This window comes from Polynucleobacter sp. (assembly GCF_044342855.1).
Taxonomy (GTDB): Bacteria; Pseudomonadota; Gammaproteobacteria; order Burkholderiales; family Burkholderiaceae; genus Polynucleobacter.
Window position 1 is genome coordinate 1 of sequence record NZ_JBIIPA010000025.1, and the last position, 12,717, is coordinate 12,717.

The 12,717-nt window shown below is 45.7% G+C and carries 18 protein-coding genes; 12 read left to right on the forward strand and 6 right to left on the reverse strand.

Going from position 1 to position 12,717, the window contains the following annotated elements; translation table 11 throughout:
• Positions 1-354: 354 nt before the first annotated feature.
• From ACIQZ3_RS08405 to ACIQZ3_RS08420, 4 genes are read left to right on the forward strand one after another with little or no spacing between them, the layout of a single operon-like run.
• On the forward strand, positions 355-1,269 hold the full coding sequence (locus ACIQZ3_RS08405; protein ID WP_397392166.1) for an amino acid ABC transporter substrate-binding protein: 915 nt from the start codon (positions 355-357) through the stop codon (positions 1,267-1,269).
• A 33-nt stretch (positions 1,270-1,302) separates the two neighbouring features.
• On the forward strand, positions 1,303-2,091 hold the full coding sequence (locus ACIQZ3_RS08410) for an amino acid ABC transporter permease (RefSeq protein ID WP_397392168.1): 789 nt from the start codon (positions 1,303-1,305) through the stop codon (positions 2,089-2,091).
• A gap of 11 nt (positions 2,092-2,102) precedes the next feature.
• Entirely contained in the window at positions 2,103-2,771 is a 669-nt protein-coding gene (locus ACIQZ3_RS08415; RefSeq protein WP_397392170.1) for an amino acid ABC transporter permease, read from the forward strand.
• A gap of 30 nt (positions 2,772-2,801) precedes the next feature.
• Entirely contained in the window at positions 2,802-3,536 is a 735-nt protein-coding gene (locus tag ACIQZ3_RS08420) for an amino acid ABC transporter ATP-binding protein (protein ID WP_397392172.1), read from the forward strand.
• A gap of 1 nt (position 3,537) precedes the next feature.
• On the opposite strand, the gene ACIQZ3_RS08425 is transcribed toward ACIQZ3_RS08420, so the two are convergent.
• Positions 3,538-3,915, reverse strand: a complete 378-nt coding sequence (locus ACIQZ3_RS08425; protein WP_216272792.1) for a carboxymuconolactone decarboxylase family protein — start codon at positions 3,913-3,915, stop codon at positions 3,538-3,540.
• 86 nt (positions 3,916-4,001) lie between these two features.
• Between ACIQZ3_RS08425 and ACIQZ3_RS08430 the strand changes: the two genes are divergently transcribed.
• The 4 genes from ACIQZ3_RS08430 (at position 4,002) to ACIQZ3_RS08445 (ending at position 6,353) form a co-directional block, all read left to right on the forward strand.
• Positions 4,002-4,349, forward strand: coding sequence for a hypothetical protein (locus ACIQZ3_RS08430; RefSeq protein WP_397392174.1), 348 nt, complete (start codon positions 4,002-4,004; stop codon positions 4,347-4,349).
• A 92-nt stretch (positions 4,350-4,441) separates the two neighbouring features.
• Positions 4,442-5,131 carry a DUF3313 domain-containing protein gene (locus tag ACIQZ3_RS08435; RefSeq protein WP_397392176.1) on the forward strand — a complete coding sequence of 230 codons (690 nt, stop codon included), beginning with the start codon at positions 4,442-4,444 and terminating at the stop codon, positions 5,129-5,131.
• A gap of 2 nt (positions 5,132-5,133) precedes the next feature.
• The gene (locus ACIQZ3_RS08440) at positions 5,134-5,397 is read left to right on the forward strand and encodes a hypothetical protein (RefSeq protein ID WP_397392178.1); all 264 of its coding nucleotides are present in this window, start codon (positions 5,134-5,136) and stop codon (positions 5,395-5,397) included.
• A 62-nt stretch (positions 5,398-5,459) separates the two neighbouring features.
• Positions 5,460-6,353, forward strand: coding sequence for an alpha/beta fold hydrolase (locus ACIQZ3_RS08445; protein WP_397392180.1), 894 nt, complete (start codon positions 5,460-5,462; stop codon positions 6,351-6,353).
• 5 nt (positions 6,354-6,358) lie between these two features.
• Here the strand turns inward: ACIQZ3_RS08445 and ppk2 are convergent, their stop codons facing one another.
• The gene (ppk2, locus tag ACIQZ3_RS08450) at positions 6,359-7,132 is read right to left on the reverse strand and encodes a polyphosphate kinase 2 (protein ID WP_397392182.1); all 774 of its coding nucleotides are present in this window, start codon (positions 7,130-7,132) and stop codon (positions 6,359-6,361) included.
• Between the two features lie 27 nt (positions 7,133-7,159).
• The gene (locus ACIQZ3_RS08455; RefSeq protein WP_397392184.1) at positions 7,160-7,465 is read right to left on the reverse strand and encodes a serine/threonine protein kinase; all 306 of its coding nucleotides are present in this window, start codon (positions 7,463-7,465) and stop codon (positions 7,160-7,162) included.
• Positions 7,466-7,610: 145 nt separating this feature from the next.
• Between ACIQZ3_RS08455 and ACIQZ3_RS08460 the strand changes: the two genes are divergently transcribed.
• Complete coding sequence (locus ACIQZ3_RS08460) at positions 7,611-8,795, forward strand: MFS transporter (protein WP_397392186.1); 1,185 nt, start codon at positions 7,611-7,613, stop codon at positions 8,793-8,795.
• A gap of 43 nt (positions 8,796-8,838) precedes the next feature.
• Here ACIQZ3_RS08460 and ACIQZ3_RS08465 read toward each other — a convergent pair whose 3' ends face one another.
• From ACIQZ3_RS08465 to wrbA, 3 genes are all read right to left on the reverse strand, one after another.
• On the reverse strand, positions 8,839-9,024 hold the full coding sequence (locus ACIQZ3_RS08465; protein WP_015420997.1) for a hypothetical protein: 186 nt from the start codon (positions 9,022-9,024) through the stop codon (positions 8,839-8,841).
• A gap of 106 nt (positions 9,025-9,130) precedes the next feature.
• Positions 9,131-9,514: a DUF2069 domain-containing protein gene (locus tag ACIQZ3_RS08470; protein WP_397392188.1), complete on the reverse strand. Its 384-nt coding sequence runs from the start codon at positions 9,512-9,514 to the stop codon at positions 9,131-9,133.
• 9 nt (positions 9,515-9,523) lie between these two features.
• Positions 9,524-10,120, reverse strand: coding sequence for an NAD(P)H:quinone oxidoreductase (gene wrbA, locus ACIQZ3_RS08475; protein WP_397392190.1), 597 nt, complete (start codon positions 10,118-10,120; stop codon positions 9,524-9,526).
• Between the two features lie 30 nt (positions 10,121-10,150).
• Here wrbA and ACIQZ3_RS08480 point away from each other — a divergent pair, with 30 nt between their 5' ends.
• The 3 genes from ACIQZ3_RS08480 (at position 10,151) to aroC (ending at position 12,690) form a co-directional block, all read left to right on the forward strand.
• Positions 10,151-10,999 (forward strand): YihY family inner membrane protein, encoded by an 849-nt coding sequence (locus ACIQZ3_RS08480; protein ID WP_397392192.1) that lies wholly within the window; start codon positions 10,151-10,153, stop codon positions 10,997-10,999.
• 77 nt (positions 11,000-11,076) lie between these two features.
• Positions 11,077-11,532: a CBS domain-containing protein gene (locus tag ACIQZ3_RS08485; RefSeq protein WP_397392194.1), complete on the forward strand. Its 456-nt coding sequence runs from the start codon at positions 11,077-11,079 to the stop codon at positions 11,530-11,532.
• Between the two features lie 42 nt (positions 11,533-11,574).
• A complete protein-coding gene (aroC, locus tag ACIQZ3_RS08490) occupies positions 11,575-12,690 on the forward strand; it encodes a chorismate synthase (RefSeq protein ID WP_397392196.1) in 1,116 nt (371 codons plus the stop codon).
• The last annotated feature ends 27 nt before the right edge of the window (positions 12,691-12,717 follow it).

The following is a 12,717-nucleotide window of genomic DNA, read 5'->3' on the forward strand; positions in this document are numbered from 1 at the left end:
CCTCCAGCAGAATATGAAGCATACTATTACCAGCAGCAAAAGCAGTGCCAACAGCAGCAAAGCAAGATGGGTCAGAATATCGACCTTACTTAAACCAAATGGCCTCTATGAAAGTCGGGGCGGTTCAGACAGGTCAGGTCCACGCTTAAGTCATTGTTTCTGCTATTGTTTTAGCTCATTTTTAAAGCTTCTAAGGCGTAGGTCGCACGTTCGAATCGTGCTGGGCAGGCCACCCCCCCCATATCTTTCCCCGCTTCTTTTGCCCTATTAAGGGATATTTCCACTATTCATTTCGATATCTATATATATACTAGCGCTGTTAATTTTGATGTTAATAGACAATAGGAGATATTCGTGAAAAGCAAAAAACTCAGCACTAACTGCTTAATCGCTGCAACATTGTTGTTGGGCGCTGTAAATGCTCATGCGGCCAGCCAGACGATGGATAAGATTAAATCTACTGGTACTGTAACTATGGGTGTTCGCGAATCGTCTATTCCAATGTCTTACACCACTGGTGACAGCCGCTTTGATGGCTATCACGTTGAGATTTGCCGCATGATTTTGGCTGATGTCAAAGATAAGTTGGGTTTGAGCACCTTGCGTATTAATTATCAACCCGTTACATCGCAGAATCGCGTGCCTTTAGTTCAAAACGGCACAGTAGATATTGAGTGCGGTACTACTACTAACAATACAGCGCGCGCTAAGGACGTTGGCTTTGCTAACACTCTCTATGTTGAAGAAGTTCGAATTGCGGTGAAGGCGAGCTCTGGCATTACTTCCATCTCTCAATTGACTGGAAAAAAAGTTGCTACAACTACTGGTACTACCTCAGTGCAGTTGCTGCGCAAACATGAAAAAGCTAATGGCGTAAATTTCGAAGAAGTATTTGGTAAAGACCATGCTGACAGCTTCTTGTTGTTAGAGTCTGGCCGTGCCGATGCTTTCGTAATGGATGCTTCAATCTTGGCTGGCAACATTGCCAACTCTAAGAATCCAAAAGATTACAAGATTGTTGGTGAGGTTCTTGCAACTGAGCCTATTGCGATCATGGTGCCTAAGAATGATCCAGAATTTAAGGCTGCCGTGAATGCTGCGATTGCCAAGATTGTAGCTAACGGCAACATGCCTAAACTTTGGAGCAAGTGGTTTTTATCTCCAATACCACCAAAGAATATTGTTGTAGGTCTTGAATTATCTCCAGCCACTAAAAATGCTTGGGCTAATTTGAACGACAAGCCTGCTGAAGACTACAGCAAGAAATAAGCGCCAGCCTTTTAATCAATACGAGTTAAGAATATGTCTTTAGATTTAGGTGTTTTTTGTAAGAACACCTTGGATGGAGAGGTGGTGGATCACTGCTTCTCCGCTCTTTTTGGCTTAGCCCAAAACAGCGATCCAAGTTACCTGGACTGGCTAATGAAAGCCTGGGGCTGGACTTTGGCTGTAGCGGGTCTTGGCTTAACTATTGCTTTAATTCTGGGGGCGGTGATGGGTACTCTGCGTACTCTGCCTACTACCACCCCTCTTAATAGATGGCTGATCCGTATTTCCACCGCTTGGGTCGAGTTATTTAGAAACATTCCCATTCTGGTTCAAGTATTTCTTTGGTATCACGTCATCCCATCTTTTATATTGCCTTTAAAGGCGCTGCCATCTTATTGGTTGGTGAGTATTGCTCTTGGCTTCTTCACATCTTCCCGAATAGCTGAGCAGGTGAGGGCGGGTATTCAGGCTTTGCCTAGTGGACAAACGGCCGCTGCTACTGCATTGGGCTTAACCACTGCACAAAGTTATCGTTACGTGATCTTGCCAATGGCATTGCGGATTGTGATTCCACCTCTCACATCAGAGAGCATGAATTTAATTAAAAACTCCTCAGTTGCCTTCGCAGTTTCTGTACCAGAGTTAACCTTATTTGCAATGCAGGCTCAAGAAGAAACGTCTAAAGGCGTCGAAATCTATTTGGCGGTTACTTTCCTATATGCTCTCTCAGCATTCGCGGTAAATCGCGTGATGTCTGAGATTGAAAAGCGTAGTCGCATTCCGGGTTTTATTGTGTCTAATGATGCAAGCTTGGCTCACTAAAGGTTGATGATATGTTGAGCTTAGATCTGAGTTTTTATAATTGGGAGTTATTTACCAATTACATTCTGCAGGGTTTGGTATTCAGTGTGCAGTTGACTGTTTTTGCGACAGTTGGCGGCATCTTGTTTGGCACATTCTTGGCTTTGATGCGTTTGTCTGGGCGGCCAGCCTTGGTTTATCCCGCTACCTTCTATGTGAATACGATGCGCTCTATTCCTTTGGTGATGGTGATTCTTTGGTTCTTCTTGTTGATTCCGATGTTGATTGGCAGGCCAATTGGAGCTGATCTTTCAGCTACGATTACCTTTATTGCATTTGAGGCGGCATTCTTTTCTGAGATTGTTCGTGCCGGCATTCAGTCTGTATCGAAAGGTCAGACTTATGCAGGCGAAGCTCTGGGAATGACTTATGGTCAAAATATGCGTCTTGTGGTTTTGCCTCAAGCATTTAGAAATATGATCCCCGTATTTATGACGCAGACGATTGTTCTGTTTCAAGATACCTCTTTGGTCTATGCAATCGGTGCATACGACTTACTCAAAGGATTTGAAATTGCCGGTAAAAACTATGGCCGACCAATCGAGACCTATATTTTGGCTGCCGCTACTTATTTTGTAATTTGTTTCTCGCTTTCTAAAGTCGTACGCAAGATTCAAGCCAAAGTTGCCATCATTCGCTAATCCCATCCAGTGCAAATTAAATAGACCATCATGATTGAACTTCAAAATGTTTCCAAATGGTACGGCTCATTTCAGGTACTAGCTGATTGCTCCACATCGATTAAAAAAGGTGAGGTTGTTGTGATTTGCGGACCCTCAGGTTCCGGAAAATCTACCCTGATTAAAACGATCAATGCGCTTGAGCCTTTTCAGGCGGGCGAGATTTCAGTGGATGGCATTGCTCTACATGAACCAAAAACCAACTTACCCAAATTACGCTCCCGTGTAGGCATGGTGTTCCAACACTTTGAGCTGTTCCCACATCTGAGTGTTACTGAAAATCTTACGCTTGCTCAAATGAAGGTCTTGGGTAGGTCGGCTGATGAAGCTAAGACCCATGGTCTGAAGTATCTAGAGCGAGTAGGTTTGATGGCGCAAAAAGACAAGTTCCCTGGACAGTTGTCTGGTGGTCAGCAGCAACGGGTAGCGATTGCACGCGCCTTAAGTATGGATCCGATTGTGATGCTATTTGATGAGCCAACATCAGCCCTTGACCCCGAGATGGTGGGTGAGGTGCTCGATGTGATGGTGAAACTGGCCAATGAGGGTATGACAATGTGTTGCGTTACTCATGAGATGGGTTTTGCACGCAAGGTAAGTCACCGTGTTATCTTCATGGATCAGGGAAGAATTATTGAGGATTGCAGCAAGGATGAGTTCTTTGGCAATCCCGAAGCTAGATCTCCGAGAGCCAAAGATTTTCTCTCAAAAATTTTAGATCACTGATCTAAATTCCCATCTCAGCAAATACTTCCTTAGCGCATCTAAAGCTGTCAATCGCTGCCGGTACGCCACAGTAGATTGCCGTCTGCATTAGGATTTCACGAATCTCGTCTTTGGTAAGGCCATTATTAATCGCGCCTTTTAGATGTAACTTGAGTTCATGAGGGCGGTTGAGTGCGGTCAGCATCGCCAAGTTAATCATGCTCCTGGAGCGGCGATCTAAGCCGGGTCTATTCCAGATTGCATTCCAAGCAAACTCAGTAACCAACTCTTGCATGGGCATATTAAATTCGCCCGCATTCTTGATGGAGTTATCCACGTATTCGGATCCTAGTACCTCTCGGCGAGTTTTCAGGCCTTTTTCAAATGCTTCTTTACTCATCTTGATCTCCTGTGTTGTCGTCATATTGAATCGATTCCATATATTGCCACTATTCATGTAGTGCTGTTTAGCCTAGAATGATTTCCATGAAAATCATTATCCCTATGCGCGTTGCCGCTCTGTCTATCGCACTTACTCTGCTAAGTGCCTGTACCGTCGATAAGCTCGAGGCAAGACTGCAGGCTGACCCTGAATGCAAGCCTGTCATGAATGCCAAGACTGGCGCTTTAATGCCTTGCCCTGGGACTGATAAGCAATTTTATAAATCTATTCCATCCTTAAATGCGAATACGCCTAAAGCGACCCAGACTGCAGTGGCTCAGCCATCTTCGGCTGGCGTAACATCAAGCCCAAAAGCTACTGTTGCACCAGTTGAGTGCAAGCCACAGCTTCACCAAAAGTCAGGAAGTCTGATGCCTTGTCCAGCCCCATAGAGCAGTATTAAATCCTGGCTCTGAATGAGGCGCATGATCGGATAAAACTAGCTCAAGAGCTAATCTCAATCACACCACACACTGGACAAGAAATGAACAAATTAGGTGCTTTAGTTGCGGCAATCTCTGTAGCTACATTATTGGCTGCTTGTAGTAATACCCCGAAGTTAGCAAGTGAACCAATGCCTAGATCTGGCTTCTTGCCGGATTACTCGGTACTTGTTCCGATGGCCACTTCTGAAGTTGATACGCGTATTTGGAGATATCGCAAAGCCGGTGTGAATCCTGGCTCATACACTGCAGTAATTTTGGATCCAATTTATTTGAACCAGAACGCTACTAAAGAAATTTCACCACAGGTAATTAATCAGGCCAAGGTGGCATTGCAAGATTCTATGGTGAATGCAGTCATTAGCCGCGGCAATATTAAGATTGTGAATCAGCCTGGTCCAGGCGTAGCTCGTATCTCCGTGGGCATTACTGGCGCAGAGAGTTCCACTGACAGCTTGCAACCATGGAACTTCACGCCAATTGGCTTGGCAATGAATGCGGCAGCCTATGCTGGCGGTGTTAACTCTAAAACTCCAGCGATGCTGGTAGAGAGCAAGATCACTGATAGTCAATCTAAAGAAGTAATCGGCGAAGGCTTGGTAACTATTCAGGGTGAATCATTCCGTACCGGCGGCGGTTCAGTTGAGTCCTTTGTTGCAATGGCCAAGAAGGTGGTTAAGGTGGCCATGGAAACTTCTGCTGACCCAAGAGCAACTACTGCTACTAAATAAATATGCGTAATCTCATTACATACTTAGGTCTGATTGGCGCAGCGGCGTTTGTGTTTGCAGCAGTTCCTGCGCATGCTGATGACGCCTTACGTAGTAAAGAAATTCAAGAACGCTTTGCTAAATGCGATACCAATCGTGATGGCAAGCTGACTCTTGATGAGGCAAAGGGTTGTATGCCTCGTATCTATGATCATTTCAGCATGATTGATACGCAGGGTAAGGGTTATGTGACTGTCGCTGAAATTGAAGCTATGGCTGCAAGGTAATTAGTAATAGATTGATAGAATGAAAGAGCCTCGATAGGGGCTCTTTTTTATTGGAGTAGATCATGTCATATGTAATTGAAGGTTTTAAAGATTCCATTATTACTATTCCCTCGTCAGATGGCCCCATTGATATTGCTTGCCAGACTGCCGGCTCTGGGCCTGCATTGTTATTGCTACATGGCTTCCCTCAAACTAAAGCCATATGGAGGCATATCGCCCCTGAGTTGGCAAAACGATTCTCAGTAGTTGTGACCGATCTTCGGGGTTATGGTGCTTCATCAAAGCCAGTGGGCGCACCTGATCATTCGACTTATTCAAAAAGAGCCATGGCTGCTGATCAGCATGCTGTGATGCAGGCGCTTGGCCACAAAAAGTTTTCTGTATTGGGTCATGACCGTGGTGGTCGGGTATCACATCGCTTGGCGATGGATTTTCCTGAAAGTGTGGAGCGTTTGATGGTGTTGGATATTTCCCCGACACTGATGATGTATGAGAACACCACCATGGAATTTGCTAGGGGCTATTGGCATTGGTTTTTCTTAATTCAGCCTCATCCAATTCCAGAAACACTCATTGGTGCCAATCCAGAGTTCTGGCTCAGAAATCATATGGGCAGACATGCTGGTACCGGAATTTTTGATGTGCAATCTTGGGCGGAGTATTTAGCGGGTGCAAGTAATCCAGAGTCTATGCATGCCATGTGTGAGGACTATCGTTCTGCGGCCACAATTGATTTAATTCATGATCGAGCCGATAGAGATGCCGGCAAAATGCTGGCGATGCCTCTGAGGGTTCTCTGGGGTGAGCATGGCCTAGTTGCCAAATGTTTCTCACCTATCGAAGATTGGAAGAGGGTTGCGAAGACTGTTTCTGGAAAAAGTGTTCCGTCTGGTCACTACATTCCCGAGGAGTTGCCGCAAGAGCTTCTTGCTGAAACGGAACTATTCTTTATTTGATTGGATCACTTAAACAACTTGGGAAGTTTTTTGGATCCCACCGGCCAAGTTAAAATAATGTTTGGATCAATCTTGAGAATTTTCTTATCTTTCTCTGGATAAGAAAATTTTGATAACAAATTCGCAATCAAATTGAGGTGCGCAAGCTTTTTATCGTTTGCATTAATGACGGTCCAAGGTGCATCTGATGAGCTAGTTTGCTTGAGCATTTTGTCTCGAGCATCAGAGTAAGCGCCCCACATCTTCTGAGCTTTCTGATCTATAGGGCTAATTTTCCAATGCTTCAGCGGATCTTTTGCTCGATCTTTGAGTCTTTTGGCTTGCTCTTCCTTAGAGATATCTAGGTAGTACTTGACGATTTGAATATCAGATCTTACGAGCAAGGATTCAAAATCATTCACTGTTGCCATGAATAATTTGTATTGCTCATCAGTGCAAAATCCCATTACTTTTTCAACGCCGGCACGGTTATACCAACTTCGATTAAAGAGGACGGTTTCACCGGCCGAGGGTAGCTGTGCAATGTATCGTTGAAAGTACCATTCATGCTCCTCAACAGAGGAGGGAGCTGCTAGAGCAACAACCTTAGTTTCTCGGGGACTTAAATTTTCAGCAACGCTTTTAATGCTTCCATCTTTGCCGGCAGTATCACGTCCCTCAAAAATAACTAAGAGGCGCTTACCTTTTTGAATGATGTGGCGCTGGAGTTTAACTAATTCAATTTGAAGAAGTCGTAAGTCTGCCTCGTAAGTATGTTCTGAAATTAAGGATTTACTCACGGGCAGCCTTTAGGAATTGCTCAATGATTATTGAGTAGTTGTTGCAGGAGTGGCTTTTTTAGCCGGAGCTCTTTTTACGGCTACCTTTTTTGCGGGCACCTTCTTGGCAACCACTTTCTTCGCGGGAGCTTTTTTTGCTACCACTTTTTTTGCTGCTGCTTTTTTAGCGGGCACCTTCTTCGCCGCAGCTTTTTTAGCCGCCACTTTCTTGGTCGGAGCTTTTTTCTCCAACTTATCCAATGCTTTTGCCAGCTTGTCTATTAACTTCTCTCTTTCGGCTTCGAGCTTATCTAATTTTTTCAATAATTGCTTAACTAATTTTTTTTGACTCATGATGTATTCCTTTGGAGAGGGTGCTTATTATTAAATCTGTGTAATTGGCCTGCGCCTACTCTTTGATGCTACGTTTTATTCGGTCGAGTTTCAAGCGATTGTGACGGTGAAGTGCATATTTAATTTGATGCTAAATTGAGTCAATATGTTCAAGACTTTATTTTCCCTTCCTCGAGCAGTTTGGCTCATTGGGCTAATTAGTTTTGTCAATGACGCTGCCAGCGAGATGCTGTATCCCTTAATGCCTTTATATCTTGCCACCGTACTCATGGCTGGACCAAAGGCGCTAGGTTTGATAGAGGGGATTGCTGAAGCTACCTCCAGCATCTTTAAGTTAGTTTCTGGCGTCATTGTTGATCGGACTAAAAAGACAAAGCCCTGGATTGTGATCGGTTATTTCTTGGCTGGTATTGGCAGGCCTTTAATTGCAATTGCAAATTCTTGGACATGGGTTTTATGTATTCGATTTACGGATCGTCTTGGCAAAGGCTTGAGAAGCTCCCCGCGAGATGCTTTATTGGCGGAGAGTATTGCACCCAATCAACGTGGCATTACATTTGGTCTGCATCGTTCAATGGATAATGCGGGCGCTGTCTTTGGACCTTTAATGGCAGCTTTTTTGCTTTCGATTCATGTGCCCTTAAGAGATATCTTTCTATGGGCGATCATTCCCGGGATTATTGCGGTGGCTTTAGCTCTTTGCCTTAAAGAGCCGCAGCGTGAGCAAGCTGTAGTGCAGCCATTCTCCTGGTCTCTACAAGGATTACCTCCGCAATTTAAGCGTTATATTTTGGTTGCTGGTATTTTTGCTCTAGCAAACTCATCTGACATGTTTCTCTTATTGCGAGCAAGAGAACTTGGCGTTCCCCAAGAGCAAATTCCATTGTTATGGGCTGCCATCTCTCTGATAACAACTATTTTCGGAACTCCGCTTTCATCCTTATCGGATCGCTTTAGTCGTAAAAATTTCATTTTGATTGCTTGGAGTGCTTTCGCCTTCTTCTATATCGCAATGGGTTTTTCTGGCGTTTCTTTGTGGATGCTGTGCGGGCTATTTGCAATCTATGGATTATTTAAGGCTGCGACAGAAGGTGTTGAGAAGGCGCTGGTGGCAGACTTGGCTCCCAAGGGAATGGCTGGTACAGCCTTTGGTTGGTTTAACCTCATCTCAGGATTGATGCTGCTCCCAGCCTCGTTAATATTTGGATGGCTTTATGAATCCTTTAACCCCAGCTATGCATTTCTGTTTTCAGGCTCATGCGCTGGCCTAGCTTTTCTAATGCTCGGCTTTTGGGTTTTTAGGGCCCCAGAAACACAAAACCCCAGATAAATACCTCATCTGGGGAGGTTGGAAAGCTAAAGGCTCTGCAGAGTTATTCCGGGTGGAAGTTATTGCTAGCCATAAAGCTGATAGTGCGCTCAAAGCCCAAAATGCGGATATAGCGCCAGGCGATATCGCGGTATTTGCTATCTAAATAGCCAATCGCGACTTCAGGCGTCCTTTTGGATAAGTCGATCTGTTGAATTGCACGGGCCCAACGTTTGAGTCTTGTTGACATGTTTGCCACCTCCATGACCATACAACGCATGGAAAAGTGGCTGAGATGACAGGAATTAGTAATATTTTTGAAGAAATTGGCAAAAATCAGTCAAATCGATTGTTTTTCAGCCTAGCCCGCTCTTTTTTGCCGCCTTAGCGCGTGCTTTGATGGGTTTGAGGTATATCAGTAGGCAAATGAACCCTGCAGTGCCTATGGTGGTTTCTAGGATAGCCATCCAGAAATTTGCCCCAGTTTCCAGAATACGGACCAATCCCTCGGTGATGTAGAGCAAGATCAGCATAGAGGCCCATTGCATGGTGTAGACATTACCTTTCCAAAGACCTGGAATAGCAAATAACAAAGGGATAGCTTTCAGAATGAGCCAGGAGCCACCAGGTCTGAGTGGGGAGATAAACCATTCCCAGGCTATGCACAGAATGAACAGGTCAACAAAGGCTGCAGCAGCAATGAGCTGATATGGATTTTTGGAGAGCCAGCTTTTGAGCATAAGTAACCTTTAAATAAGTTTGAGAGTGGTCAGTGCCAGGCGTTTGCCTTGGGCAATGGCTAAACGTTGCTCTTCTGTGCTAATCGGTGCTCTGCCATCAGCATGGGCAAGGTGGGTGACGCCGTAAGGACTGCCGCCGGTTGAGGTACCCATCAGATCAGGTTCACTATACGGAATACCCATGATCATCATCCCGTGGTGGAGCAGGGGAATCATCATGGTGAGTAAGGTGCTTTCTTGTCCGCCGTGCAGGCTCCCTGTGCTGGTAAAGACGCAAGCAGGTTTGCCAACAAGGGCGCCATTCATCCACTCGGAAGAACTGCCATCCCAAAAGTATTTCATTGGGGCGGCCATATTGCCAAAGCGAGTAGGGGACCCAAGGGCTAAACCAATACATTCTTTTAAATCTGAGTACTCAACATAAGGGGCGCCATCTGCTGGGACAGCGGCTTCGGTGGATTCGCAAACAGTGGAGATGGCCGGGACTGTGCGTAACCGGGCATTTGCTCCTGGAACGCTTTCAATACCCTCGGCAATCAAGCGTGCCAAGTCCCGGGTGGCTCCATAGCGTGAGTAGTACAAAACTAAAATGTCGGATTGGCTCATATTCTTCTCTTATCTCTTATGATATGGGCGATGCGCCTCATTCGTAATCCTCAATTATGGCTCTCTCTTGGAAAAGAGATATGGGAGCGCAATCGCGGTCAGAATCTGAAGCAAGTGGCGGCCAGTTTGGCCTTTACTACTACGCTTTCCCTGGTTCCGATGTTGACGGTGGCCTCCATTTTGATTGGCTATCTACCGAGCGTAGTCAGGATTAAATATGCCTTTCAGGCATGGCTGCTCGATACCTATATGCCTGGCGGCCTCAACCAGCAGGTCTTTAATTACTTGGATCAATTTTCAGCACAGGCCAAAGGTCTTACCTTAATTGGTTTGCTTGGACTGGTGATTACAACCATCATGACAATGGCGGTTATTGAGAGCGCTTTTAATCAGATCTTTCGCGTCACTCAGCGCCGACCTATTCTGAAGAAAATTTCGATCTACTCTGCAGCAACCATTTTGGGCCCTATTCTGCTGGGTGTCGGAACCTACTTGAGCGGTCTTTTATTTAGTGCTGCTGAAGGTTGGACGGAGACCTTGAGTTTTGGCTTGGGATTTATTGCGACCGTGGTGCCGGTGCTATTGGCAATGTGCGTATTCTCAGTGGCATACAAAATTCTTCCATATGCCCAGATTCAGTGGCGGGATGCTTTTAGTGGCGCCTTCTTTGCAGCCCTGGCTTTTGAGTTAATGAAGTTTGGTTTTGGCCTCTTTCTAACCAATGTGGCCTTTTACAAAACGGTTTATGGCGCCTTTGCCATCTTCCCATTGGCGCTTATTTGGATTTACCTAACTTGGTGGATTACCTTAGCCGGTGCCGTCCTAGTTGCCAATCTCCCTAGTATTCGGAGTGGGGTGGTTAGGGTTATTCGTTACTGAAATCCCTCACTAGGCCCTTGATTCCTTAGTGACTTAAGAATATATTGTCCCTATAAGAACACATTGCCGGAGACCAAATGAAAGTTTGTGACATATTGCGCGTAAAGGGCAGCACACTATTTACAGTGGCGCCAGACACTGCTTTGCAAACGGCTGTCTTAGTGATGAGCGAGCACGATATCGGTTCTTTGGTCGTGATGGAATACGACAAACTCGTGGGCATCCTGACATTCCGTGAAGTGATTGCAGCATTAGCAAAACACCACGGTAAATTAGATGACCTCAAGGTAAAGGGCGTGATGAATGTCAAGCCGCTGACCTGCAATATGGAAACAGAGATTGATGAGGTGCGTCGCATGATGTTGGTTGACCATGCCCGCTATCTGCCAGTCATTGATCAAAAGATGCTGATGGGTGTGATTTCTTTCTATGACGTGGCTAAATCTGTCGTTGAGGCCCAGGACTTTGAGAACACCATGCTCAAGGCTTATATCCGCGACTGGCCAGAAGAGGCCGAAAAGGCATCCCCGTAAGCAGCTTAGCCGGATAACCCTGACAAATGACATAATGTCGATATGTCAGGAAATACTTTAGGTCTTCTCTTTACTGTCACCACTTTTGGTGAATCCCATGGTCCCGCGATCGGTGCTGTCGTTGATGGTTGCCCTCCGGGAATGTCTTTATCCGAAGCGGATTTGCAGATTGATTTAGATCGTCGCAAACCAGGAACTTCGCGTCATGTGACTCAACGTCAAGAGGCTGACAGGGTTGAAATTCTCTCTGGTGTTTACGAAGGCAAAACTACCGGTGCGCCAATTGGATTGTTAATTCGAAATACCGATCAACGCAGCCAAGATTACGGCAATATCCTGCAGACATTTAGACCCGGCCACGCGGACTATGCATACCATTACAAATATGGTTTACGAGACCCTCGCGGTGGCGGACGCTCTTCAGCAAGATTGACTGCGCCTGTAGTGGCTGCAGCAGCAATTGCGAAGAGGTGGTTGAAAGAACAATATGGCACTGAGTTTTACGGTTATATGAGCCAGCTCGGTGAAATTGAAATCCCATTTAAGGATGTGGCACTCATTGAGAGCAACCCTTTCTTTGCTGCGAATGCCGATATCGTTCCCGAGCTAGAGGCTTATATGGATTCACTGCGTAAGGCAGGGGATTCTTGTGGGGCGAAGATTGAGGTGCGGGCGCGGAATGTGCCTATTGGATTGGGTGAGCCCTTATTTGATAAGTTTGATGCCGATATTGCGCATGCCATGATGGGCATCAATGCTGTTAAGGGTGTAGAGATTGGTGCCGGCTTTAAGTCGGTAGCGCAACGCGGTAGCGAGCATGGCGATGAACTTCATCCAGATGGTTTTGCTAGCAACCATAGTGGCGGTACTTTGGGTGGCATCAGTAGTGGCCAAGATTTGCGTGTATCCATTGCAATCAAGCCAACCTCGAGCATTCTGAGTCCAAAACAATCAATTGATTTGCACGGTAAGCCTATTACCGTGCAAACCAAGGGTCGTCATGATCCTTGTGTCGGCATTCGGGCAACGCCTATTGCGGAAGCGATGCTAGCTTTGGTATTAATCGACCATGCTTTGCGTCATCGCGCTCAATGTGGTGATGTGAAACATACGGTTCCGCCGATACCAGCAGCACGTCCCGGCTCTGCAGCTGATTAATCAACATATTCAGCTAAGAAAAAGAAA

Bases quoted from the DNA above. Each gene is read 5' to 3' on its own strand.
- ACIQZ3_RS08410 (WP_397392168.1), top strand. From the start codon at position 1,303: ATGTCTTTAGATTTAGGTGTTTTTTGTAAGAACACCTTGGATGGAGAG.
- ACIQZ3_RS08415 (WP_397392170.1), top strand. From the start codon at position 2,103: ATGTTGAGCTTAGATCTGAGTTTTTATAATTGGGAGTTATTTACCAAT.
- ACIQZ3_RS08420 (WP_397392172.1), top strand. From the start codon at position 2,802: ATGATTGAACTTCAAAATGTTTCCAAATGGTACGGCTCATTTCAGGTA.
- ACIQZ3_RS08425 (WP_216272792.1), bottom strand. From the start codon at position 3,915: ATGAGTAAAGAAGCATTTGAAAAAGGCCTGAAAACTCGCCGAGAGGTA.
- ACIQZ3_RS08430 (WP_397392174.1), top strand. From the start codon at position 4,002: ATGAAAATCATTATCCCTATGCGCGTTGCCGCTCTGTCTATCGCACTT.
- ACIQZ3_RS08435 (WP_397392176.1), top strand. From the start codon at position 4,442: ATGAACAAATTAGGTGCTTTAGTTGCGGCAATCTCTGTAGCTACATTA.
- ACIQZ3_RS08440 (WP_397392178.1), top strand. From the start codon at position 5,134: ATGCGTAATCTCATTACATACTTAGGTCTGATTGGCGCAGCGGCGTTT.
- ACIQZ3_RS08445 (WP_397392180.1), top strand. From the start codon at position 5,460: ATGTCATATGTAATTGAAGGTTTTAAAGATTCCATTATTACTATTCCC.
- ACIQZ3_RS08455 (WP_397392184.1), bottom strand. From the start codon at position 7,465: ATGAGTCAAAAAAAATTAGTTAAGCAATTATTGAAAAAATTAGATAAG.
- ACIQZ3_RS08460 (WP_397392186.1), top strand. From the start codon at position 7,611: ATGTTCAAGACTTTATTTTCCCTTCCTCGAGCAGTTTGGCTCATTGGG.
- ACIQZ3_RS08465 (WP_015420997.1), bottom strand. From the start codon at position 9,024: ATGTCAACAAGACTCAAACGTTGGGCCCGTGCAATTCAACAGATCGAC.
- ACIQZ3_RS08470 (WP_397392188.1), bottom strand. From the start codon at position 9,514: ATGCTCAAAAGCTGGCTCTCCAAAAATCCATATCAGCTCATTGCTGCT.
- wrbA (WP_397392190.1), bottom strand. From the start codon at position 10,120: ATGAGCCAATCCGACATTTTAGTTTTGTACTACTCACGCTATGGAGCC.
- ACIQZ3_RS08480 (WP_397392192.1), top strand. From the start codon at position 10,151: ATGCGCCTCATTCGTAATCCTCAATTATGGCTCTCTCTTGGAAAAGAG.
- ACIQZ3_RS08485 (WP_397392194.1), top strand. From the start codon at position 11,077: ATGAAAGTTTGTGACATATTGCGCGTAAAGGGCAGCACACTATTTACA.
- aroC (WP_397392196.1), top strand. From the start codon at position 11,575: ATGTCAGGAAATACTTTAGGTCTTCTCTTTACTGTCACCACTTTTGGT.